Origin of the sequence: Prosthecobacter sp. (genome assembly GCF_044373815.1) — a bacterium.
In the GTDB taxonomy this organism is placed as follows: Bacteria; Verrucomicrobiota; Verrucomicrobiia; order Verrucomicrobiales; family Verrucomicrobiaceae; genus Prosthecobacter.
Window position 1 is genome coordinate 19,664 of sequence record NZ_JBIPNG010000006.1, and the last position, 23,260, is coordinate 42,923.

Below are 23,260 nucleotides of genomic sequence, written 5' to 3' on the forward strand. Positions count from 1 at the left end.
CCTGACCCATGAACGCTCTGGAATACGCCATCAAACTCGACTCCACCCAAGCCGTGGCGGCGATGGAGCGTTTTCAGATCACCGCCCAGAATGTGAACATCCACATGGGCAACATGGGCAAAGGCGCGGGCGTAGCCAGTGGAGGCATGTCCCGCTGGGCCACGGCGGCGGGCGTTGCTTTGGCCGCATCGGCAGCTCTGGCCGCTGGCTTTGCTGCTTTGGCCTCAGCCACCTTGGCCGCAGTGAATGGTCTTTCAGGCGCGGCCAAATTTGAGCAGACATCCATCGCTTTTAAAACCCTGACCGGCAGCGCCGAAACGGCGAAGAAGGTCATGGAGGAGATTAGCAGGATGGCCATCGACACGCCCATGAAGGAAGGGCAGCTTCAAGGCGCGGCCAAAGCCATGCTCGCAGCCCGTGTGCCGGCAGAGCAGCTCAAAGGCGAACTCCTCGCCATGGGCAACATCGCCAGTGCCACCGGGGGTGATATTGAGCGGCTTTCTTCAGTCTATGCTCAGGTGGCGGGCAAAGGAAAACTCTACGCCGAAGAGCTGCAGCAGTTTGTGGAGCAGGGCGCGGGCGAGCTCCGCCAGGCCGTGGCTCAATCCATGGGGGTGACCACCGCCAAACTCATGGACCTCATGAGCGAAGGCAAAGTCGGCTTCTCCGATCTTCAGCAGGCCATTCAATCACTCGCGGGCGCGGGCGGCAAATGGGGTGAAGCCATGGGAGAGCAAAGCCGCACCACCATCGGCCTGCTTTCCTCCCTGTGGGATTCCGTCAATAAAATCACCCGCCTGCTGGCCCAGCCCATCAATGACGGGCCGATCAAAGCCTGGCTTAGTACAGCCGTCAGTGTGGCCACTCAGGCAGCGCAAGTCATCGAATACGCGATGGCCAATAACAAAGGCGGCGAGGCGCTGGAAAACGCCCTCATTCTCGGTGCCAAACTGGGCATCAATGCGCTGATCGAGTTCGTGGCCTCCATTCCAGGCAAGATCAAAGGGGTGCTGCAAAAGATCAGCCAGGCGATTCAGGCGGCCTTCAGCGGCAAGTTTGACCTGGCCAAGACACTCTTCGGCAGTTTCGACATGTCGAAAATGCAGTTCGACACCACGGAGCAGAAGGATTTTTTCCAAGGTCTGATCAATGGCGCGAAAGCTGCCGATCAGGCGAACAAAAGCATTGAATCCATCACTGGAAAGTCAGCCAAATCCACAGCGGATAAACCCGCCGCCGGCGCGGACTGGGCCAAACAGCTCGACTCCAAAGAAGAGAGCAAAGCGAAGTCTTCCGCCAAAGGCGATGACGACCGCAAAAAGCGCGCTCAGGACATGGCGCAAAACCGCAATGGCATCATGGGAGAGATCGCCATGCTCCAGTCCCTTGTCACCGGCAACAATGCCAAAGCCGACGCCATCGACCGCGCCGTACGCATTCAGAAATACCAGCTCGAAATCATGCGCCAGACCGGCGCCAGTGAAGAGAAAGCCCTGGAGCTGGCCAAGAAGAAAGCCGGACTCGAAGACCGCCTCAATGGCAAAATTTCCCGCATCGGCGGCGTGAGTGAGAGGCGCATGATGGGCGGGGAAACGGGCTCCCTTTCCAAAGGCGGATCACTGACCAAAGGCGGCGGGCTCGCAGGCTTTGACCGCCTGCAGGAAAAAATCTGGGAGCCCACCAGCGCGGATCAAATCCCGGACGGCTACAGCAAAAAAAGGCCCATCCCTAAATTCATGGATGGCCTTTCCAATCGTGGCGCCATCCCAGTCGGCCCCAGCTTCAACCGCGCCCTGGGCTCCAACCCAAACAAGACCACCGAAAACGACCGCGCCGCAACGGATCCAAACCTGACCATGCTGGGAAAAATCCACTCTGAACTGACCCGCATCCGCACCGCATGAGTTTCACCCGCGTCATTGGCAAACAGCCCCCGACCGATCAGGCCATTCAGATCGAATGCCCGCTGCTCGAACAGCCCGCCACAGGCTGGGACATGCTGCAGGAAAAGTTTTGGGTGCCGCATCCTTACTGGTTCAAGCGTGGCGACATCCGCGAAGGCCCGGCGCCAGAAGGCGGTACCTTCATTGTGCAGGAAAGCCGCGTGACGGGCTACAAAGCAGGCAGGCCCATTGTGGAAGTAAGCTCCATCGGCATCGCCCTGCAGGACGGCAAAGATTACAAACTGGAAGGCAGCGCCAGCATCAGCGAAGACTTGAGCCTGGCCAGTGGGGATGCGGGATTCCCCACGATTTGGCGCAAGGCCTATCCGCGTGTCACGAAGCTGTGGGTCAGTCTGACAACGCCCTCCATTTACGGGCATGTGGGAATCGCTTACGCCCCACCTGAAACTTTCGGCATCAGCAACCATTCGTGGTACATGACTTGGGTGGATGCCACCAACTGGACCGCCAGTGGCTGGATGGGGGAAAGCCGTGTGCCCCAGCAGCTCCCCGGTTCCAAAGCCTGCCTGGTCACTGACACCTGGATCTATGACCCGGGCAATGAAGACCGCGACGGTGTGCCGGGCCACATCATTTATCTATGAGGCTTCCCGCATGGCTCTCCCGCTTTAGCGGCACGAACAGCACCCGGCTGGATGCCGCTGACGATTTAAGCATTGTCAAAATGGGCACCCTGCGCGCCATGCTGGCCCGCGTGGTGCGTTTGATCCCTTCACCCGGTGTCAGCCTTGGCAGGCATTACGGCAGTGATGGAGACATCTGGTACCTGCCAGAGGGCAGCGGCGGTGGTGACAGCACCCATCCCTTCAAGGTCACCAAAACCGGCACCGATCTTTTCACCGTGCAGTCGGGCACCTGTGAAGGCATTACCATCGCTACGGAAGAAATCGACGTGGGTTCAACGCGGCCCTGTTCCATTCTCGCTTACCCGCAGTACACCCTCGGCATTGATTCGGGCGTTTTCGTCAACACCATGGCGGTCAGATCAGGATCGTATGCCCCCGTGCTGGAGACCAGCACCTCTATTTTTAGCGATGTGGACAGCGGCATCACATCCGCTGGTAATCAGGCCCGGGCATTGATCGCGTACATTCTCGAAGACGATGTGATCGTTCAGATCGCCAAAGGGAACATCTTTGGAACCTGGGCAGACGCAGGCCTGACCGGCGCCGCTGCCGGCCACTTCAACAAAAACGGATGACATGCTCTTCTCCCGCGTCTCATGCCTGAAGATCAGCTACACCGTGGCCAATTATCCGGCGGACGATGTGGACCTCGAAGCCTGGTACAATCTCGGACGCCCCCAGACCGCCTATCACACGCTCAAAGGATCAGCGGCAGACATGGACTGGCCGCAAGGGGCTTTCACCTTTCCATTTCCGGACGCCCTTGGCTTTGGCAACCAGCTCCTCACCGATGGCGGCGGGCATGAATACGGCATCAAGTTTTGGAGCATCTCCGCAGAGCCAGGCAAAATCCCGGGCAAGCTCACCGTGGCCAGTTACCACAATGACAACGGTGATGATGCCGACCCCGACAACCTCCAAGACTTCGACCTGACCACCGGTTCCTGGGACACCGGAGAGCTGCCCGTTTTTGACACCGATGGCACTCAGCTCTGGCGCTATCCCCTCATACGCTGGGTGCCCATCAATCTCATCTCTCTGCTCTGATATGTTTGACTCCCCCTGGCTCATTCTCGCCCTGCTTTTGCTGGGCTGTTTCCTGCTCTTCTTTCTGCTGGGCATGGGCCTGCATGCCTGGATCAAAGTCCTCGAATACTGGAAGGGCAAAAGCTTCGACCTCTCCCAGTTCGTCACGCAAGCCCAGCTCGCGGCGATGAAGAGCGATCGAGACCTGCAAATCAAGACCACCTTTGAGCTGCTCACGATCAAGATCGACCACGTCAGCAAGACCATGGACAACCTCGACAAAGATCTCCGGCAGGTGCGCGGAGACATGCCCAGCCTGCATCATGCAGTCGGAGTGGTGGAAGGCAGGGACGATGCTGAAGCCCGCGCCAAACCTCGCCGCTGACCTTTCGCGCCCACGCCGCCGTGATGGCGCGGCTGCCACGCGGAGAGTCCGCGTATGCCTCTCACAGACCAAGAAGCCCGCGAAGAACTCCGTTATGCCGTCCGCCGTTACCTCGCGGCGCGCCCACAAGCGGCATTGACCCTCGATATGATCAGGCACGGCCTGCGTCTGAAAGGTATCAACGTGGAGGAAGCGGATCTTAGTGCAGCGCTGACTTTTTGGATGAATGACACGCCAGCCCAGGTCATGGGCCACAAGCGCAAGCATAGCTCAATCGAAAGCTACCAGATCAGCACCGCCGGCATCGTGGCCGATGAACGCGGGGAATAAGACCATGCAAGTCTTCCTCTTCATCAACGGCATTCTGACCCGCCCCGGAGAGTCCAAAAACTGGACAGCGCGTGCTGTGACGTGGACCCACATCAACACGCCGCACAAAGCCGAGAAGATCGAATACTTCACCACTGTGCTGCAGCGCCCGCTCAACAACGCAGCCCGTGCCGAAAAGCTCGCCACCACCTTGGATTACTACCTCAAAGCTGGTTTCGAAGTCACCATCGCCGCCCACAGCAACGGGGCCGATGTGGCGCTTGATGCCTTGAAGTCCCGCGCCTGGCCCAAGATCAAAGCCCTGCACCTCATCAGCGCCGCCAACGAAGCCGACTTCAACAAAAACGGACTCAATCAATCCCTCGATCGCATCGCCGATCTGAACGTCTGGATTGCGGAGAACGACTGGGCTTTGGCTCTGGCCAATACCCTCCCCGGAAAGCTCCTCGGTTACGGCACCCTTGGCAGACGCGGCCCCATCAATGCCCGCCGTCCCGTGAACGTCCGCCGCGCCGCCTTTGGCCATGGCGACTGGTTTGCCGCCGATCAACTCGACCACACCCTTCAATTCATCACCCGCAGCGCATGAAAGCCTTCTTCATCATTCGGACCGGTATCCTCTTCGTCCTCGCGCTCTCGCTGGCCCTCACAAGCTGCGCCCCGCCAAACCTGACACCAGCCCAGCAAGAGCAGCTCATCACCGCCGAGACCAACGGCTTCAAAACCCTGCTGGCGGCCGGTGCGGGTTATGCGACCGGCGGCACGGCTGGCGCAGTCATCGCAGGCGGCACTCAAGCCATCCGCAATCACAGCAGCAAAAACCCCCAACGCATCACGCCATGAACCCTTTGGCCGATCAATACGAAAAGCAGTTCAAGGCCTGCGTCATCCTCCCCGGCAAAAAAGCCGTGGTGCAGAAAGCCGCCGCCCGCATCCTTGCCAATCGCGCCCGCTACGAAGCTCTGGCCCAGACCTTCACACGCCTGCCGTGGTGGGTAGTCGGCATCCTGCATTCTTTGGAGTGCAATGGCCGCTTTGATCAGCACCTTCACAACGGCGACCCTCTCACCGCCCGCACCGTAAACGTACCTGCAGGCCACCCCAAAAAAGGCAAAGCCCCCTTCACCTGGGAAGCCAGCGCCCGGGATGCCATCATCACCGATGGCTTGGATCTTGTCACCGACTGGAGCCCTGGCAGTGCCTTGATCGCCTTGGAACTCTATAACGGCCCCGGGTATCGCCGCCGTGGCGTGCCCTCGCCTTATCTGTGGTCCTTCACCGATCAGTACAAGGCCGGGAAATACACCGCCGATGGCAAATACGATCCCAAAGCCATCAGCCAGCAGGCCGGATGTGCGGCCCTCATGAAACTCCTTTTGCCCTCCTAAACAACTTTCGTGGGCGGTGTCCCGCCGCCGCAAGGCTCGGGGAGGTTTTTATGGTTTCCCTCGCTATGCGCCGCCCACGATCTCTTTCCTTTCTCCCCACTCATGCGCTTTTTCTTCGGAGATAATGAAGACAACTTCGTCCTGATCCCCACGGTCATCGTGCAGCTCGGGCGCTGCCAAGGGTGCGGCAAAGTGGCAGGGATCTGCCTTTTGCTTTCATGGCTCAACATTGAAGTCGGCCTCGAAATTCCCTTCAATCATCATGACTGACACCACCCCCTCGCGCTCCAAAATCGGCGCATTGCCGCACCGCCTTCGCGAGCAGGTAAACCACCGCCTTCTCGACGGCCAGGTCGATTCTGAAATCCTGCCATGGCTCAATGAAATGCCCGTGGTCCAGGAGCGCATGAAAGCCCGCTTCAATGGCGAGCCCATCAGCAGCATGAACCTCAGCGCCTGGCGCACCGGCCAGTATCAAATCTGGATCGTTGAGCGCAAGGAAATCGCCGCCACCAAAGAACTCGCGGAGTTCTCCGAAGGCCTCGCTGAAGCCGCAGGCGGCAACATGAGTGCCGGTGCCAAAGCCATCGCCACCGGGCGCATCATGCAGCGGCTGCAAAGCATGGGAGAGGGCACGGATCTCGAAGCCCTGCTCGACACCGTGAAGGCCATCAAGGATCTGCACAAAGGCGACATCGACGCCCAGAAAATCGGCCTTGAACGCACCAAAGTGGGGCAGGCAGAGCGCCAGCTCGTTTTGGCTGAAGACAAATTCCGCCTTGAGACCGCCGGTTTGATCCTGCAGCACATCGCCGACGCCGAAGTACAGCGCATCGCCGCCAGCAAGGAAAGCCAGCCGGTGAAGATGGATCAGCTCATTCTCCATATCTGGGGCAAACGCCCCGACCAACCCGCCGCCCTGAACTCCAAGGGACCGCCACCTTAAAACTTCAGCGCTGAGGTAGGGCCGGGAGTGATCCCGCCCGGGGTCGTGTGTGGCTCTTCATTGGTCGTGTACCTCAGCGCTGCTTAATCTTTGACATGTCCGCCGAGATTCCAGCTCCTTTGATCGCCCTCCGCAAATACGCGGAAGATCCCTTCTGGAATGACACGGATGGCATGCAGTTCTGGCTCTGGCGCCGGCAGGCCGGTAAATCGTTTACGGCCGCCAACAAAGCCCTCCGCCGCATGATGGAAGTCCCGGGCCTGAGCAGCTTCTTTGTTTCCGCTTCCGTCTCCCTGGGCACCGAGTTTGTCCGCAAAGAATCCGAGGTCTGGACCAAAGTCCTCAGTGAAATGAAACGCCGCGCCAAAGAGGCTGGTCAGGAACTGCACACCTACGCCCAGGACAAAGGCAAGCTGCTCGAATTTGACCACACAGACATCGACACCCTGAGCGAAATCTTTGAGGCCCAGAAGCTCGAAACCCGCATCTATCACGACCGCACGACGTACAGCCGTAGCCGTGTGATCGCCCCAAACCCAGACACCGCCGTTGGCTGGACCGGTGACATCTGGCTCGATGAAGTCGGGCGCATGCCCATGTTTAAAGAGGTGCTGGAAGCCGTGCTGCCGTTCATGAGCAGCAACAAAATCTTCCGCCTTCTCGCCATCACAACGCCACCTCCGGAGGATGATCATTACTCCTGGGAACTCTTCGCCCCGACCGCAGGCCAGGAGTTTCGCCCCAACGAACGCGGCAACTACTACATCAGCCAGGCCGGATACAAAGTACACCGCGTGGACGCCTGGGACGCCGCCGCCGCCGGGATCTCGATGTACGATGACATCACTCGTCTGCCTTTGAGCCCCGAAGAGCACCGCGCCAAAGCCTACGACAAACAAGCCTGGGACCGCAACTTCGCCCTGAAATTCATCACCGGCGGTCAGGCGGCCGTCAGCCTGAACGACATCAACCGCGCCATGACCGATCCCCGCGCCGGGGTGGCTTTGGACATCACTGAAAGGCTTGTCGCGATACCGTCATGAAAGCAGCACGCACAATTTTAAACAGGGTCGAAGTCAATGAAGCCCTCCTCACTTACACGGTTCAAAACCCTGAGGATACTGACCGGCGGCTATCCATCATTGAAGATAATCTTAATGAACTAGAGCGGAGCCTCCGCCGCCTGCAGAGTGCCAAACGCAAACCGTGAACGACTTCCTCTCCATCCGCGATGCCTTTCCAGCCTCCGTCCTCGACTTCCTGCAGGACGGAGAGCTGACCCTTGGCATCGACTTGGGCACGACGGAGAACAAGAAGAGCAATCCCACGGCCTTCGCCCTGCTCGAAAAGATCGGCCTGAAGCGCTACATGCGTCTGGCTGCCCGCTTTAAAACGGGCCAGCGGGACGTGATTGAGGGCGTGATCGTCCGCCTTTTGGACCTGCTCGATCGCCGCGAGCGAAAGCTCCGCGTTATCATCATGGACGCCAGCAACGAGCGTCTGACCGCCGGGGACATCGCCCAGGATCTGAGCGGACGCGTCTCCATGCGTGCCGCCGTGCTCAGCACCACGCGCATTGTTTATGGCGAAAAAGTCAGCCTCAAAACCTACATTTCCAGCCTCGTTGTCACCCATTTGGAAGACGGGCGGCTGATCCTGCCCCCCGCTGAATGGATCAAAAAGGACTTCCGCCAGATCATTCGTGAGAAAGGCGGCTTCAACGCTGCCGTGGCTGAAGACGGCGCGCACGCTGACCTTTTCTGTGCCACCGGTCTGGCTCTGGATGGTTTCGACACCGATGGCCCCATCGAAGCCGCCGGCGTCTCCACCTCAGACCTCGGACGCCGTGCCGATGATGACGACGAAGCCGAAGACGCCCGCGAAGGCCTCGGAGCCTGGCTGAACCGCATGCTCGGCTGCTAACCTTTCCACACGACCATGAACATTCCCTATCTCGACAAACTCTTCAGGCTTTTCCGCCCGAACCAGACCAAGACCACCGGCGCCGTGGGCTTCAACGAAGAGGCTTTCACCGCCAATTCGATGACGGTGGACAAGCTCCATTCCATCCTCCGCGAGGCCGAAATGGGCAATGTGGACCGCCTTTTTGCCCTTTATCGCGATATTTTGGGCGGTCATAGCCATCTGCAGAGCGAGTTCAACACCCGCAAACTGGCCGTGCTGGGAGATCCGATCTCCTTTGTCCCGCGTGACGAAAACCGCCCCGAAGACGTGCTGGCTGCCAAAGCCTGCGAGCGCCTCAAGAAATGCGACACCTGGGATCTGGGCCGCAACCATCTCCTGAACGGCACACTCTACCCGCTGGCCATCGTCGAGAAGATCTTCAAGCCCGCCGAACCCAACGAACTCGGACTCCGCTACGATCTTGCGGAGCTTTCGCCCGTCAAATATCAGGCCATCACCTTCCAAGACCGCGCCCGTCTGCAGCTCTGGGACTTCGACGAAGCCACCGGCATGCGCCTGGCCTGCAAGAGCACCCCTGAGCCTGAGCAGTTCATTATTCACCGTGGGCACCTTCTCACCATGCTGCCCGATTCATGGGGGGGGCCGCTCCGCGCCTGCCTCTTCTGGTGGCTTTTCAGCGTGATGGACCGCGACTGGTGGATTCGCTTTTTAGCCCGCTTTGGCACCCCTTTCATCGTCGGCAAATACAACAGCGCCAACGTGAAGGACAAAAACACGCTGGTGAACGCCTTCTCCGCCGCCAGCCAGCTCTTTGCACTGGTCACGAATAGAGAGACCGAAATCGAGGTCCATAAAGTGGACAGCAGCTCTCACGGCGATGCCTTCCAGAAAATGCATGAGATCGCCAACCGCGAGATCAGCAAGCTCATTCTCGGGCAGACGATGACCAGCGAAGCCCAGTCTTCCGGCATTGGCGGGGCACAGGCCACGGTACACAATCAGGTGCGTGGCGATATCAAGCAGTTCGACGCCACCACTTTGGGCAAGACTCTCGAAGGCCAGCTCTGCAAGCAGTTCCTCGCCATCAACGGCCTGACCGGCAGCGTCAAGATCATCACCGGCAGCAGCGGACCTGAAGAAATCAAAGCTGCCGCCGAAGTGGTGAAAAGCGCCTCTGAATCCGGCCTGCAGCTCACCGATGCCGGGGTCCAGCAGTTCTCCGAGATCGCAGGCCTGCCCTTCCAGCGCGCCCCCATGCCCACCGCGCCCGCTTTGCCCTCCGGCCTGAGTGCAGACTTCTGGCCCACGCCAGCCTGGACGCGGCATCTCCGCCCCGCGACACCCCCGCAACCCCTCAGCGCCGGCGTCGCGGCACTCCCCGACTACCTGCCAACCGACGCCGAACTTGATTCCATCGCCGCCGCCGGCGCAGAGCCCCTGGCCGCCGCCTTTCGCGGCATCTATGCCCCCGTCCGCCAACTGATCCTCACCAGCTCCAGCCCCGCCGACCTCGAAGCCCGCCTCCGCCACTGGTACGCCGACCACAACCCCGAAGCCGCCGCCGAACTCATCGCTGAAGCCCTGACCGCCTACGCCGCCAACGGCGCCGCTGCCGTTAGACGCTAGCCCTTTTCTTCCTTCTGTTCCAAGTGTCTCTTGGATTTTGGCCCGTTACCAAGTCACCTTCACGGGAGACACCGGACTGACCACCCTCCAAGGCGTGATCAAGCACCAGAAAGAAAAACTACCGTAGTGAACATCACCGACTGGAATCAGGCCTATCAGGAGAACTTTACCCCGTGGGACAAAGGTTTGCCCTCACCACCGCTGGTGGAATGGGTGGCCAGCAACACGCTCACAGGCCGGGTTCTCGTGCCTGGATGCGGTGTGGGCCACGATGTGGCACACTTGGTATCACGCGGCATCGACGCCTACGGACTCGACATAGCGCCGGCGGCCGTGTCACGCGCCAAGAAGCACTACCCGCAGCTGGCCGAGCGCTTTGTGTGTGCGGATCTGTTTGAGTTTCAAGGCCAGTATGACGCCATCGTGGAACACACCTGCCTGTGTGCGCTGCCACCGGAATGGCGCACAAAGTATCGAGATGCGGCAGCCTCCTTGTTAAAGCCGGGCGGACTGCTCGTGGGGGTGTTCTTCATCAATCCTGAAATGGATCCTGGGGAAACCGGACCACCCTTCGGCATTTCGCCCGATGAACTCACCGCCTTGTTCGCGGAATGCTTTCAAGTCGTAGAAAGCCTTGTACCCGCTGCGGCCTATCCGGGGCGCGAAGGTCGCGAATGTCTCCGCGTGCAGCGGCTTACTTCGGCTTGATCTCCCCAGACAAGGGCGCCGCAGGATTCTGCATGCGCCGGGAGATGAAATCCTGCGGGACGAGCTGCTTCACCGTGCCTGCAATGATGTTCTCAATGCCAGGGGCAAAACGAGTCGGACGGCCATAGTAGATCATGGCTCCGGCACCCTCGTAGCCGCCTTCCTCCCAGACCCGCTGAGAGGGAATGTAGCACGGCACGTCATTGGTGTAGCTGTTGACCCAGGTGCGGGCGGGATCGAATTCGTTCTTGAAGCGCAGGCTGTAATCCACGACCACCTCGCCGGGGAGATTGATGGTAAGCAGGTCGTTTCCATAATTCCAGACCTGAATGGTATAAGGGAGAGCGGGTTGAATTTGCTCGCCACGTTCGAGCATGGCGAGATGCTGCCGGGCATGATAGGCCGTCCATTTGTTGGAGTCAGTGGCTTTGGCCCGCCATTCTTCCACTGTAGGCAGCTTGTCGAACGGCAGCATCACCTCCCGGTGGGCACAGTTGAGCGGGCCGTTCAAAGGTTGCATGGGGCCGTTGATCAGACGCACGATTTCTTTGGCAATGCTGACACCGTGATCCACGGCGAAACGGCTTTCCTTGCGCGGGTAAGGGTTCTGATCTGCACCACAGCCAATAGCGATCAGGCAGACAGAGTCAGGGAAGCGCAGTTCGAACTCCTCATGCGCCAGCCCCGCCCAATCGCCATGAATTTCGTCAATACCAAGCGTCGTGCAGTGACAGGCATAGCTGGCATGGGTGGCGATGAGCTTTTTCCCATCGGCAGATCTGACGCACAGGACTGGCAGGGCACGATCGCTCGGCCCGCTGAAGTTTTGGGTATTCTGGAATCCAGCTTCTGTTTTCAACCGACGGTTGAAAGCGAAATAGGCCCTGCCCACACTCCATTCGAGCTTGGCGGGCACCATCTTGTCCAATGCCTGACTAATGATGCTGACGATGTGAGAGGTCAGATCCTCGGTATAGCGCTCGATGTGCTTTGCCTGATCTGCAGCCAGGTCCTCGCCGAAAAGAAAAGGCAGCACACCTTTGAGCATCGGCGCACAATGCGTGTGAGTTGAATGCAGGGCGAAGCGCTCGTCTGCAATGGTCTTGCCGCCGGCTGCAAGCCGTTTGAGCACCTCGGCACGGACAGACGCAGGCACACCGCAGTTATCGACGCTGACAATGATCGCAGGCGCATCATCCTTCCACTGCAGAGCGAGAGCATTGGCATGAAGCCGCTGCGCCACCTTGGCAGTCTCTGTCGTGCGGCTGCCATAACCGCTCAGACGCACCGGATAGTCAGGCGTGATGTCGACATCCACTGCACCCGCTTTCCAAGGCGGTGCCATTTGCGCCAGCAACGGCGCCTGAAGGAGCAAGAATACCGGGAGGATGATTCGTCGCATTTGTTCGATTATGGACAAATGCGACGAATGCTTACAAGACTAATCCTAAATGTAGCAAAAAATGCTACGCGTTGGCATTCGCATAATCGATGGCGGCGCGGCAAATTTCCCAGAAGCTGCCGGGCTCCATGCTGGCTCCGCCGACGAGTGCACCGTCCACATCTTTCTGGCTGATCAGCTCGGCCATGTTGCTAGGCTTCACACTGCCGCCGTACTGAATGCGGATTTTTGCTGCCACGTCGTCACCAAAAAGTTCGCCGAGAACCTGACGCGTGTAAGCGTGTGCCTCCTGAGCCTGCTCAGGGCTGGCGGTGCGGCCGGTGCCGATGGCCCAGACGGGTTCGTAAGCGATGACGCAGTCGGTGATGCGGCGCGGCCCCACGTCCGCAAGGGATTCACGCAGCTGGCTGCCAAGCACTTGTTCGATCTGCCCGTTGTCACGCTCAGCGAGTGTTTCGCCGATGCAAAGAATGGGGTGGATTCGGGCTTCGAGAGCCGCGAGCACCTTGGCGTTCACGATGGCGTTGGTTTCTCCGTAGAGGCTGCGACGCTCGCTGTGGCCGAGGATGACGTGCTTGCAGCCGCATTCCTTGATCATGCGGGCGCTGATCTCACCGGTGAAGGCACCTGCAGGCTGGGCGCTCATGTTTTGAGCGGCCAGTTCAACGCTCTGCTCACGTGCGTTGACGAGCACGTCCTGGGCCTTGGCCAGGCTGACGAAGGGAGGAGCCACGACGATCTGAACAGGAACTTTGTCAGGTACCAGACGGGCGAAGGCACGGAGGAAGTCATCCGTCTCCTGCGGTGTCATGTGCATTTTCCAGTTGGCGGCGATGATGGGTTTGCGGAAGGGAACGAAAGCCATGGGGTGTTTATTAAATGGGGTTGGTAGCTGAGGGGGCGATTATTTTTCTTTCAAGCAGGCGACGCCGGGAAGGACTTTGCCTTCGAGGAGTTCGAGGGAGGCACCGCCGCCGGTGGAGATGAAGGTCATTTTGTCGCCGAGCTTGGCTTTCTTGACGGCCTTCACGCTGTCGCCACCGCCGATGATGGTCTTGGCGCTGGAATTGGCCGCGACTGCCTCAGCGACGTCAAAGGTGCCTTTGGAGCTTTCCTTGATCTCAAACACGCCCATCGGGCCGTTCCAGATGACGGTTTTGGCCTTGGCGATTTCGTCGGAGAAGAGCTTCACGGATTCAGGGCCGATGTCGACACCTTCCCAGCCGTCAGGGATGCTTTCGCCTGCACCAGTGAATTTGATGTTGCCGAGCTTCTTCGTGTCGAAGTCGAAGGAATCGGTGATCATCGCATCCACAGGGATGAGGATTTTCACACCACGCTCCTTGGCCTTGTCGAGGGCGGCCTGTGCGATCGGCTCCCACTCGGGCTTGTAGAGGCTTTTGCCAATGGTGATGCCCTGGACGATCTTGCGGAAGGTGTAGGCCATGCCGCCGCCGATGATGATGGTGTCAGCCTTTTCAAGCAGGCGGTTGATGACGCCGATCTTGTCGTTCACCTTGGCGCCGCCGAGGATCACCACGAACGGGCGCTCAGGGTTTTCGAGTTCGTCGTGCAGCCAGGTCAGTTCCTTCTCCATCAGGAGACCGGAGACGGCAGGCAGATAATCAGCGATGCCGGCGGTGGAGCTGTGCGCACGGTGAGCGGAGCCGAAGGCGTCGTTCACGAAGATTTCCGCGAGGTCCGCCATGCCTTTGGCCAGCTCAGGGTCATTCTTTTCTTCACCGGCGTGGAAGCGGGTGTTTTCCAGAAGGAGCACGTCGCCGTTGCCGAGTGCGAGCGCCTTGGCCTTTGCCTCTTCACCGACGCAGTCACTGGCGAAAGCGACCGGCTTGCCGATGAGGGCGCTCAGAGCTGGAGCCACGGGGGCGAGGCTCTGCTTGGGATCGCGCTGGCCTTTCGGACGGCCCAAGTGGCTGGCGAGGATGATTTTAGCACCTTTTTCGATAAGGTAATTGATGGTAGGCAGTGTCTCCTGAATGCGGGTGGCGTCAGTGATGACCATCTGGCCGTCTTTCTCTTCGAGAGGCACGTTGAAATCGACGCGCACAAAAACGCGTTTTCCGGCGAGGTCGAGGTCACGAATGGTCTGCTTGGGCATGGTGTTTTTTGATGGGGGTAAACGGGGCCGCAAGGCGGCATGGGGCCGGATTCCTAGCACAGAGCGTGCTCGTTGCGCATGGATTTTTTTGAAGGGCCGGGGGCGTTTTCCAAAAATAGGGGCAGAACCTACCGCTCATTCAAATCCAGCCGATGGATTTCGAGGGGAAGCTCCTGCTCCAGATACTCAATGAGGCTTTTCACCCGCTGCGGCAGGTGTTCGTACGCGGCATGGGCGATTTGCAGATCAAGGGGGGCCAGATGCCAGTCAGGCAGCAGCTGCACCAGCCTCCCGGCATTGATGTCACGCGCCGCCATCCACTCCGGCAGAATCGTGAACCCAGCGCCTTCAATGGCGGCCTCACGCAAAGCGGTGACGGTGTCCAGCAGCATGGCGGGCAGGAGCTTGAGCTTTTTGACCTGCTTGGCCCGCTCCAGATCGACCCGGTCTCGTGAATAAAAATGCGGCTGCAAAATCCCCAGCCAAGGCAGATGGTTCAGGTCATCCGGACGGGCGGGCAGAGGGTGGTCTTTCAATAACGACGGCGCCGCAATGAGACGCCGATTGAGCTGGGCGATCTTTCGGATTGTCACCCGGCGGTCGGTGGGCGCACCCACCATGATGCCGCAATCAAAGCCCTCTTTGATGAATTTGGTCGGGCGATTGATCAGATGAAGCTCGGTGGTGACGTCCGGATGCAGCTTTTTAAACCGTGATAGAACGCGGGAGACGATCCACTGGCCCACATCGACCACGGAAACCATGCGCAGATGGCCGCGCAGGGAAAGACGCTCAGAACGCAGGCGGCTGCCCATGCGATCCGCCAGAGTGAGCAGCTCACGAGCGTCCGACAGCACTATCATTCCGGCAGTAGTGAGGCTCATCGTGTGGGTGTCACGGCGGATGAGAGGCGCCCCCATCTGTGCCTCCAAAGCCGCCAGATGCCTGCTGAGCGTGGGCTGGGCCATGCCGAGAACCTTGGCGGCCCGGGAGATGCTGCCTGTGTCGGCGATCTGCACAAATTCACGGACATGCTGGAGGTCATTGAGGTTGGTCATTCATTTAGTGTATAAGCTATATGTTACTTATGCACTATTTTAGAGGCCTCATCGTACGTAACTCTGTCCATGCAACGCGCTTCGTTTTACCTGATTCCCCATATTCTCACCTGGCGGAATGCCATGGCAGGCCTGCTCGTCATGGGCTGCCTGAGCTCCTGCAAACGCGGTGCCCTGGGTCCAGGCGGACCGCAGCAGGCCCCCACTCCCGAGGTCACCGTAGCCAAACCCATCGCAAAACGGCTCATGGACTGGGACGAATTCACCGGGAGGCTGACTGCGCGTGAACGCGTGGAGATTCACTCGCGCGTCTCCGGCTACATAACCCAGGTCAGCTTCAAAGAAGGCACGGAGGTCAAGGCGGGAGACCTGCTGTTTACCATCGATCCACGCCCTTATGAGGCCATTGTCGAACGTGCCGAGGCCATGCTCGCCCAAGCAAAAACGACGGCTGAACTCGCCGGCGTCGAAGCCAAAAACGCCACGGCCTTGCGTCAAGGACAGGCGATCTCCGTGGAGGAATCGGAACGCCGCCTGAAAAGCGCCACGGGAGAACTGGCCGGCGTGCGTGCTGCGGAGGCTGCCTTGCGCGCCGCCAAGCTTGATCTCGAGTTCACCCAGATTCGCGCCCCCATCAGCGGGCGCATCAGTGATGCCAGAGTGACTGAAGGCAATCTTGTCAGCGGCGGCACCCAAAACACCACGCTGCTGACCACCATTGTCGAACTGGACCCCATTTACTGTGAGATCGAAGCCGACGAGCGTTCGGTGCTGAAATACCGCCAGATGCACAAGCAGGGCGAGCGTGTGAGCGCGATGTTCGAACGGATCCCCGCCGAGATGTCACTCATCAACGAAGAAGGCTGGCCCCACAAAGGCCAGGTCGATTTCGTGGACAACCAGCTCAACCCCGCCACCGGCACCATTCGTGCCCGCGCCGTGTTTCCGAATGCCGACCGTCTGATGGCGCCCGGCTTCTTCGCCAAGGTGCGCATTCCCGGCAGCGGTGAATATGACGGCGTGCTCATTCGTGATTCCGCCGTGGGCGATGATCAGGGCAGCAGCTTCGTCTGGGTGCTCGATGCGGAAGACAAAGCCGTCTATCGCCCCATCACTCTTGGACCCCTGCTCGATGGACTGCGAGTGGTGCGCAGCGGCCTGAAGGCAGATGATCGCGTGGTCGTGCTCGGCCTCATGAGCGTGCGCAATGGCGGCAAAGTGAAGGCGACACCGACGGACATGCTGCCAGTGGCGGCCACCAAGTAACACATCATGAATTTCGCCCGCTTTTTCGTGGATCGGCCCATCTTCGCGGCCGTCCTGAGCATTGTCATCACAATGCTGGGTGGCCTCGCCTACGTGTCGCTGCCCATCGCTCAATATCCCGAGGTCATTCCGCCCACCGTGGTGGTTTCGGCGGCTTATCCCGGTGCGGATGCCCGCACGCTGGCCGAGACCGTTTCCACGCCACTGGAACAGGAAATCAACGGCGTCGAGAACATGCTGTACGTGTCATCCTCCTCCACGAGTGACGGCAAGGTGCAGATCACCGTCACTTTCCGGCTCGGCACAGATCTCGACCAGGCGCAGGTGCTCGTGCAAAACCGTGTGAACGCCACTATCTCGCGCCTGCCCGAAGAGGTGCGCCGTCTGGGGGTCATGGTCAACAAGCGCTCACCTGACCTCACGCTGGCCGTGCAGTTTTTCAGTCCTGACGGCTCACGTGAAGTCGCGTATCTCAGCAACTATGTCACGCTGCAGATTCAAAACGAAATCGCCCGAATTCCCGGGGTGGCGGAGGCATCTTCTCTCGGTGGGCTCGATTACTCGATGCGGGTCTGGCTCGATCCTGAAAAGATCGCAGGCCTGGGTCTGACTGCAGGTGACATTGTGCGCGCGATTCGTGAGCAAAACGTGCAGGTCGCCGCCGGATCACTCGGCCAGCCGCCTGCAGCCACAGGTTCGGAATTTCAATACACCCTGACTGCGCCCGGACGACTGAAGAAGGCGGCGGAGTTTGGCGACATCGTGCTCAAAACTGGCAAGCAGGGAGATGTGGTGCGGCTGGCCAATGTGGCCCGCATCGAACTCGGCTCGCGCGACTACTCCAGCCGCACTTACATGGATGGCTACAATGCCGTGTCACTCCGCGTGTTCCAGCTTCCTGGCAGCAATGCCATCGAAACTGCCGATGCTGTTTACAAACGGCTCGCACAGCTCAAGGAGCGCTTTCCTCCGGGCGTGGATTACAAAATCAACTACGACACCACCAAGTTTGTCCGCGCCTCGATCACGTCGGTGCTGCACACGCTGATGGAGGCCGTCCTTCTCGTTGTGCTCGTCGTAATCATCTTCCTGCAAAACTGGCGTGCCTCCTTGATCCCGCTGCTTGCGGTTCCCGTTTCACTCATCGGCACGTTGGCGGTGATGCAGTGGCTGGGCTTCTCGCTGAATAATCTCTCCCTGTTCGGCCTGGTGCTCGCCATCGGCATTGTCGTTGATGACGCCATCGTCGTGGTTGAAAACGTCGAGCGCAACATTGCCAAAGGACTCGCCCCTCATGAGGCGGCCGTGCGTGCGATGAACGAGGTCAGCGGTGCCGTCATCGCCGTGGCGCTGGTGCTCTGCGCCGTGTTTGTGCCGACAGGATTCATCAGCGGCATCACCGGCCAGTTCTACCGGCAGTTTGCGCTTACCATCGCGGTTTCCACCGTCATCTCGGCCTTTAATTCGCTCACCCTCAGTCCCGCGCTCTGTGCCATCCTGCTGCAGCCGCATGGTGCGCCGCCGGATTGGTTCAGCCGTGTCTTGAACTTCCTGTTTGGCTGGTTCTTCCGGGGCTTCAACCGCGTGTTCCAATTCGGCTCCGATCTGTATGCCGGACTGGTGGGCAAACTCATCCGTCTGGCCGTGCTGGTGCTCATCGGATATGCCGCCTTGATCGGCCTTGCTGGCAAGCTGTTCCAGGATGTGCCGGCCGGGTTCATTCCCTCCCAGGACATGGGCTATGCCATCGTGCTGGTGCAGCTGCCGGACGGCGCAGCCTTTGAGCGCACCGACGCCGTGGTGCGCCGGATGGATGCCATGGCACGTGAGATCCCCGGGATCGCGCACACCTTTGCGATCTCCGGTTATTCCTCCGTGCTGCAGGCCAATCAGCCCAACGTCGGGGCCGCCTTCCTCGTCTTCGATGCTTTCGACAATCGTCACGATCCCGAAGTCAAGGGTGACGGGTTGCTGGCCGTCATCCGCAAAAAATTCTCCACCATTCAAGAAGGCCGGGTGCTGGTGCTGCCCCCGCCACCCTTGCGAGGTCTGGGCAATGCCGGCGGCTTCAAAATCCAGGTGCAGGATCTCAACAACGCCGGTCTGCCAGCGCTCGAAGCTGCCACCCAGAAACTGCTGGCCGCAGCCCAGCAGGAGCCGGGATTGATTTCTCTCATCACCGGCTTCCGCGCCAAGAGCCCGCAGTTCAAACTCGAAATCAACCGTGCGCAGGCGAAAACCATGGGGGTCTCCCTGGCCGATCTGAACGAGGCGCTGCAGGTCTACCTTGGCTCAGTCTATGTGAATGATTTCAATCTCTTTGGCCGCACCTATCAGGTCACCGCACAGGCTGAACCGGCCTACCGCAAAGACCCGACGGACGTTGGCCGCATCAAGATTCGCAACCAGGCCGGTGAGATGGTGCCGCTCGCCGCGCTCGTCAAAGTCATCAAGACCGGGGGTGCGGACCGTGTGCAGCGCTACAACCTCTACTACTCCGCCGACATCAACGGCAACACGCTGCCGGGTGTGAGTTCCGGCCAAATGATCGAAAAGATCGAGCGTCTGGCCAGGGACAACCTGCCCGTGGGGTTTGCCATTGAGTGGACGGACCTCACCTATCAGCAGATCCTCGCCGGAGACACGCTCATCTACATCTTCCCGCTCTGCGTTATCTTTGTGTTCCTGGTGCTCTCCGCGCAGTATGAGAGCTGGAGCATGCCGATGGCCATCATCCTGATCGTGCCCATGTGTCTGCTCTCCGCCATCGGCGGCGTATGGCTGCGGGCGCAGGACAACAACATCTTCACGCAGATCGGGCTCGTCGTGCTCGTGGGCCTCGCGGCCAAGAACGCCATCCTCATCGTCGAATTCGCCAAGCAGCTGCAGGACCAGGGCATGGACAGGGTCCATGCCGCAGTCGAGGCCTGCCGCCTGCGCCTGCGCCCCATCTTAATGACCAGCTTTGCCTTCATTCTCGGCGTGCTGCCGCTCGTGCTCGCCACGGGGGCGGGTGCGGAAATGCGTCAGGCGCTTGGCACGGCGGTGTTCTTTGGCATGATCGGTGTCACCATCTTCGGCCTGCTCTTCACGCCTGTGTTTTATGTCATCCTCCGCGCCTTCGTCGAACGCCGTGAACAACGCCGCTCAGCTGCAACCACATCTACGCTTCATGAAGCCCATTAAATCTTTGCTGCTCATCACGTGCGTGGTTTCCAGCTGCAATGTGGGGCCGCGCTTCGTCAAGCCGCAGCCCAAGATGCCTGCCGACTTCGCCTCACGGGCGAATGCGGCGAATGCGGCGCATGCTGCCGAGGTGGATGCCACCTGGTGGCGCAAGCTCAATGACAGCACGCTGAACGAACTGGTGGCCCAGGCAGACGCCCAGAACAAAGACATCGCGGCCGCACGCTCGCGCCTGCTCGAAGCCCGCGCCCTGTGGCGTGAGTCCAGCTTCAACTATGCACCCACCGTCACCTTCGGCTCGGCTTACGACAGCGTCCGGAACGGGGCCACCTCATTCTCGGGTTTGCGCACTCGTGATTTCGAGTTGTACCGCACCGGCTTTGACGCCGACTGGGAGCTTGATTTTTTTGGGCGCATCCGCAACTCCGTCAAAGCTGCCAAGGCAAACTCGAGTGCCATGGATGCCAACCTGCATGACCTGCTGATTTCCCTGCAGTCCGAGATTGCCATCAACTACCTGGAACTGCGCGGTGCCCAGGCCCAGCTCACGGTGGCGAATGAAAACGCAGGCAATCAGTCCGATGCCATGCACATCGCCGAGGCCTCGCTCAAAGGAGGCCGTGGCACGCAGCTTGATGTCGCCCGGGCCAACGCGCTCTGGAACGCCACCCTGGCGCAAATCCCCACACATCAGGAAAACATCGCCAGGTCCATCCATCGCATCGCTGTCTTGTGCGGACAAAACCCCTCCGAACTCCGCCCCCGCCTGCAAAGCATCAAAAAGCAGCCCGCTGTGCCGGCACGGATTGGCATCGTCAAACCTGAGGAGCTGCTGCGCCGTCGCCCAGACATCCGGGTCGCCGAAGACATTCTGGCGGCTGAAACCGCCCGGATTGGCGTGGCGGTCGCCGATTTGTTTCCACGGGTCACCTTCAGCGGCCGCATCGACCTTGAGGCCTCCACGCTGGGCTCCCTGACTGGCCGCAATTCGGATGGCTTCACCTTGGGCCCGCGCATTACCTGGGCCGCCTTCAATCTCGGCCGGGTTCGTCAGCAGATCGCCGCCGCCGGACGCCGCGCCGATGCCGCGCTCGCCCGGTATGAGCAGACCGTACTTCTCGCCCTCGAGGAGGCCGAAAACGCTCTCACGTCCTATGACCGTGAACGCATTCGCCTGCACCACCTCGAAGCCTCCGCAGCGTCTGCCCGCGAAGCCGCCACTTTGGCACGCAAACGCTACCAGGATGGCATAGCTGATTTCCTCACCGTGCTTGACGCGGAACGCGTCGCACTTAACGCGCAAAACGACATCGCCCTCAGCCGCACCCGAGTCGCAACCGCTTGGGTGCGCATTTACAAGGCCATGGGCGGAGGCTGGAAGAGCTGAGGTTTGCTCAGGCTGGCAAAAGCCTGAGCCGGCGCAGGTCGTGGAGCTTTGGCTTGTGATTAGCGGGAGTGCAGATCTTGCCTTACGGCCCGACCATCAGGAGCTGGCCTTCGCTCTTCGGCACGCCGCCTTTTTTCTCGATGCTCAGCGCGAACTTGGCTTCACCTGAGACAGCTTCAACAGGCTTAAAGATGGTCTTCACAGAACCTTTGGCATCGACGGTCACCACGCCAGCGCTCACCGGATTGGGCTTGCTTGGATCCACGACCCAGAGCTGGTAGTCTTTGTCAGAATCCACCTTCGGCATCTTATCAAGCATCACCACGCCCTGGCTGCGTTTCTGGTCCCAGACCACGAGCATCTCGCTCCGGCGGTATTCCCAGACCTTGCTTTCCAGGGTGGCGATCTGAAGCTGGGACTGCTGCTCCTGCTCTTTGAGCGCAGCCACTTCGGCGGTGAGCCTGGCATTTTGTGCCTTGGCTTCCGTCTCACGCTTGTTCAGTGTTTCGATCTCCTTCGCCAGCGCCTGCTTTTGCGCCTCGAATTCATCACGCCGCTTTTTTAGTTCTTCCTCCAGCGTGCGGGCCTTGCCATCATCCACCACAGGAGTGGCAGGATTGTTCACAGGAGCGATGGCGCGTGAGGCGGCAGCAAGCTGCTGGGTCATGCTGGCACGTTGCTGCCAGAGCCAGACCGACGCCAGGGCAAAGCTGGCGGCAAGCGCCCAGCCGGTGCCGCCAATGATGACGCCGCGTGAAACACCGGCCCCCTTGACACCTTTGGCACGCATCTTGGCACGGATGCGTTTTTTCATGTTCGCAGGCGGTTCCACCGGCTGGACAAGATAGGCCAGCTCCGCAGTCACCTGCTCAAGCTCCAAGGTCAGCGAGCGCACCTCTTTGTCGCGAGCGACGGCACCATCCAGAGCACGCTTTTCATCGTTCTCCAGCATGCCGAGCGCATTCATGGCGGCCAGTTCTTCGAATCGTTCGTCGTCCATCACGCGCCTCCTTTCAAAAGATCACGCAGGCGCAGCAGCCCGCGGCGGATGTTGGTCTTCACGGTGCCGAGCGGAATGCCCAGAGATTCGGCGATCACATGGTGTGTGAGGCCCTTCAAAAACGCGAATTCGATCAACTGACGCTGCTCTTTAGGCAGTTCGTTCAGCGCCTGGCCCACCACCAGGTGCCGCTCGTGGGCCTGTACTTCTTCATCCGCGCCGGCTTGGAAGGACGCCCCCAAAGTGGATTGCTCCAAAGCTGCGCTGTCCACCAAGCGGTTGCGACGGCCCAGCATGCGCATGCGGTCAATGGCCTTGTGACGAAACAGCATCACCGCCCAGGTGAATGCTTTACTGCGCTCAGGATCAAAAGTCGAGGCACGCTCCCACAACAGCACAAAACCATCCTGCAGGATGTCTTCGGCCTCGCGCTCGTCATGCAGCATCTGGCGCAGAAGACCAAAGAGGCGAGGCGCCATCCGGTCATAGAGCTGGTCAAAAGCGCGCGAATCCCCACGTCCAGCACGCTGGAGCAGGTCATCTTCGCTAAGTTCTGGCTGGCTCATGAGGGGTTTGGGCACGGATCGCACCGAAAAGGCTACGATGCGCGGATTCCATGCCAGAGCTAATGCGGTCACACAAGTTTTTGCGTTATCAAAGGCGCTCTGGATTCAAAAAAAGTCACTTTAGGTCCACCAGACGGCAATTGCGGGTGAACAGCAGGGCAGATTCGATCTGCTCCAGTTTCAAGCCCGTCAGCCGCACCAAAGCCTCGCGGTACAGCAGGATCTGCGGGCGATAACCCGCCACTTTTTCGGCCAATGCCTCCTCATTCGCCACCTCATCTGTCTTGAAATCAATCAGTCGCACAGAGTCGCGCTCGACCACCACCCGATCAAACACGCCGCTGATCCAGC

Annotated in this window: 25 protein-coding genes; 18 read left to right on the forward strand and 7 right to left on the reverse strand. The window is 59.8% G+C overall.

Going from position 1 to position 23,260, the window contains the following annotated elements; translation table 11 throughout:
- Positions 1–8 precede the first annotated feature (8 nt).
- From ACIREA_RS01165 to ACIREA_RS01235, 15 genes are all read left to right on the forward strand, one after another.
- Positions 9–1,904 (forward strand): tape measure protein, encoded by a 1,896-nt coding sequence (locus ACIREA_RS01165; protein WP_397379718.1) that lies wholly within the window; start codon positions 9–11, stop codon positions 1,902–1,904.
- Positions 1,901–2,548, forward strand: a complete 648-nt coding sequence (locus tag ACIREA_RS01170; protein ID WP_397379720.1) for a hypothetical protein — start codon at positions 1,901–1,903, stop codon at positions 2,546–2,548. The genes ACIREA_RS01165 and ACIREA_RS01170 overlap by 4 nt, the downstream gene beginning before the upstream one ends.
- On the forward strand, positions 2,545–3,165 hold the full coding sequence (locus ACIREA_RS01175; RefSeq protein ID WP_397379722.1) for a hypothetical protein: 621 nt from the start codon (positions 2,545–2,547) through the stop codon (positions 3,163–3,165). Before ACIREA_RS01170 ends, ACIREA_RS01175 begins: the two co-directional genes overlap by 4 nt.
- 1 nt (position 3,166) lies before the next feature.
- A complete protein-coding gene (locus tag ACIREA_RS01180; protein ID WP_397379724.1) occupies positions 3,167–3,637 on the forward strand; it encodes a hypothetical protein in 471 nt (156 codons plus the stop codon).
- 1 nt (position 3,638) lies between these two features.
- Positions 3,639–4,001 (forward strand): hypothetical protein, encoded by a 363-nt coding sequence (locus tag ACIREA_RS01185; RefSeq protein WP_397379726.1) that lies wholly within the window; start codon positions 3,639–3,641, stop codon positions 3,999–4,001.
- Positions 4,002–4,055: 54 nt separating this feature from the next.
- Entirely contained in the window at positions 4,056–4,331 is a 276-nt protein-coding gene (locus tag ACIREA_RS01190) for a hypothetical protein (protein WP_397379728.1), read from the forward strand.
- 4 nt (positions 4,332–4,335) lie between these two features.
- Positions 4,336–4,920 (forward strand): hypothetical protein, encoded by a 585-nt coding sequence (locus ACIREA_RS01195; protein ID WP_397379730.1) that lies wholly within the window; start codon positions 4,336–4,338, stop codon positions 4,918–4,920.
- On the forward strand, positions 4,917–5,174 hold the full coding sequence (locus ACIREA_RS01200; protein ID WP_397379732.1) for a hypothetical protein: 258 nt from the start codon (positions 4,917–4,919) through the stop codon (positions 5,172–5,174). The genes ACIREA_RS01195 and ACIREA_RS01200 overlap by 4 nt, the downstream gene beginning before the upstream one ends.
- On the forward strand, positions 5,171–5,719 hold the full coding sequence (locus ACIREA_RS01205; RefSeq protein ID WP_397379734.1) for a peptidoglycan-binding protein: 549 nt from the start codon (positions 5,171–5,173) through the stop codon (positions 5,717–5,719). The genes ACIREA_RS01200 and ACIREA_RS01205 overlap by 4 nt, the downstream gene beginning before the upstream one ends.
- Positions 5,720–5,821: 102 nt before the next feature.
- A complete protein-coding gene (locus ACIREA_RS01210; protein WP_397379736.1) occupies positions 5,822–5,989 on the forward strand; it encodes a hypothetical protein in 168 nt (55 codons plus the stop codon).
- On the forward strand, positions 5,982–6,665 hold the full coding sequence (locus tag ACIREA_RS01215) for a hypothetical protein (RefSeq protein WP_397379738.1): 684 nt from the start codon (positions 5,982–5,984) through the stop codon (positions 6,663–6,665). The genes ACIREA_RS01210 and ACIREA_RS01215 overlap by 8 nt, the downstream gene beginning before the upstream one ends.
- Positions 6,666–6,760: 95 nt before the next feature.
- Positions 6,761–7,708: a hypothetical protein gene (locus ACIREA_RS01220; RefSeq protein ID WP_397379740.1), complete on the forward strand. Its 948-nt coding sequence runs from the start codon at positions 6,761–6,763 to the stop codon at positions 7,706–7,708.
- Positions 7,709–7,871: 163 nt separating this feature from the next.
- A complete protein-coding gene (locus tag ACIREA_RS01225) occupies positions 7,872–8,588 on the forward strand; it encodes a hypothetical protein (protein WP_397379742.1) in 717 nt (238 codons plus the stop codon).
- 15 nt (positions 8,589–8,603) lie between these two features.
- Positions 8,604–10,217: a DUF935 family protein gene (locus ACIREA_RS01230; protein WP_397379744.1), complete on the forward strand. Its 1,614-nt coding sequence runs from the start codon at positions 8,604–8,606 to the stop codon at positions 10,215–10,217.
- Between the two features lie 126 nt (positions 10,218–10,343).
- Positions 10,344–10,925 (forward strand): methyltransferase domain-containing protein, encoded by a 582-nt coding sequence (locus tag ACIREA_RS01235; RefSeq protein WP_397379746.1) that lies wholly within the window; start codon positions 10,344–10,346, stop codon positions 10,923–10,925.
- Here ACIREA_RS01235 and ACIREA_RS01240 read toward each other — a convergent pair.
- The 4 genes from ACIREA_RS01240 to ACIREA_RS01255 all read right to left on the reverse strand — a co-directional run bounded on the left by ACIREA_RS01240 (position 10,912) and on the right by ACIREA_RS01255 (position 15,504).
- Positions 10,912–12,270: a neutral/alkaline non-lysosomal ceramidase N-terminal domain-containing protein gene (locus tag ACIREA_RS01240; RefSeq protein WP_397379748.1), complete on the reverse strand. Its 1,359-nt coding sequence runs from the start codon at positions 12,268–12,270 to the stop codon at positions 10,912–10,914. The two genes, ACIREA_RS01235 and ACIREA_RS01240, sit on opposite strands and share 14 nt — an antisense overlap.
- Positions 12,271–12,391: 121 nt before the next feature.
- Complete coding sequence (tpiA, locus tag ACIREA_RS01245; RefSeq protein WP_397379750.1) at positions 12,392–13,192, reverse strand: triose-phosphate isomerase; 801 nt, start codon at positions 13,190–13,192, stop codon at positions 12,392–12,394.
- A 39-nt stretch (positions 13,193–13,231) separates the two neighbouring features.
- Positions 13,232–14,446 (reverse strand): phosphoglycerate kinase, encoded by a 1,215-nt coding sequence (locus ACIREA_RS01250; RefSeq protein WP_397379752.1) that lies wholly within the window; start codon positions 14,444–14,446, stop codon positions 13,232–13,234.
- A gap of 128 nt (positions 14,447–14,574) precedes the next feature.
- Positions 14,575–15,504, reverse strand: coding sequence for a LysR family transcriptional regulator (locus ACIREA_RS01255; RefSeq protein WP_397379754.1), 930 nt, complete (start codon positions 15,502–15,504; stop codon positions 14,575–14,577).
- Between the two features lie 69 nt (positions 15,505–15,573).
- Here ACIREA_RS01255 and ACIREA_RS01260 point away from each other — a divergent pair, with 69 nt between their 5' ends.
- Genes ACIREA_RS01260 through ACIREA_RS01270 form a run of 3 tightly spaced genes read left to right on the forward strand, consistent with a single transcriptional unit; the run spans position 15,574 to position 21,343 of the window.
- Positions 15,574–16,770 carry an efflux RND transporter periplasmic adaptor subunit gene (locus tag ACIREA_RS01260; protein ID WP_397379756.1) on the forward strand — a complete coding sequence of 399 codons (1,197 nt, stop codon included), beginning with the start codon at positions 15,574–15,576 and terminating at the stop codon, positions 16,768–16,770.
- A gap of 6 nt (positions 16,771–16,776) precedes the next feature.
- Positions 16,777–19,956 (forward strand): efflux RND transporter permease subunit, encoded by a 3,180-nt coding sequence (locus tag ACIREA_RS01265; RefSeq protein WP_397379758.1) that lies wholly within the window; start codon positions 16,777–16,779, stop codon positions 19,954–19,956.
- The gene (locus tag ACIREA_RS01270; RefSeq protein WP_397379760.1) at positions 19,943–21,343 is read left to right on the forward strand and encodes an efflux transporter outer membrane subunit; all 1,401 of its coding nucleotides are present in this window, start codon (positions 19,943–19,945) and stop codon (positions 21,341–21,343) included. The genes ACIREA_RS01265 and ACIREA_RS01270 overlap by 14 nt, the downstream gene beginning before the upstream one ends.
- An 82-nt stretch (positions 21,344–21,425) precedes the next feature.
- Here ACIREA_RS01270 and ACIREA_RS01275 read toward each other — a convergent pair whose 3' ends face one another.
- The 3 genes from ACIREA_RS01275 to ACIREA_RS01285 form a co-directional block, all read right to left on the reverse strand.
- The gene (locus tag ACIREA_RS01275; protein ID WP_397379762.1) at positions 21,426–22,343 is read right to left on the reverse strand and encodes an anti-sigma factor domain-containing protein; all 918 of its coding nucleotides are present in this window, start codon (positions 22,341–22,343) and stop codon (positions 21,426–21,428) included.
- Entirely contained in the window at positions 22,343–22,924 is a 582-nt protein-coding gene (locus ACIREA_RS01280; RefSeq protein ID WP_397379764.1) for an RNA polymerase sigma factor, read from the reverse strand. Before ACIREA_RS01280 ends, ACIREA_RS01275 begins: the two co-directional genes overlap by 1 nt.
- A 100-nt stretch (positions 22,925–23,024) precedes the next feature.
- The coding region (locus ACIREA_RS01285; protein WP_397379766.1) for a PD-(D/E)XK nuclease family protein at positions 23,025–23,260 on the reverse strand (236 nt) is incomplete at its 5' end.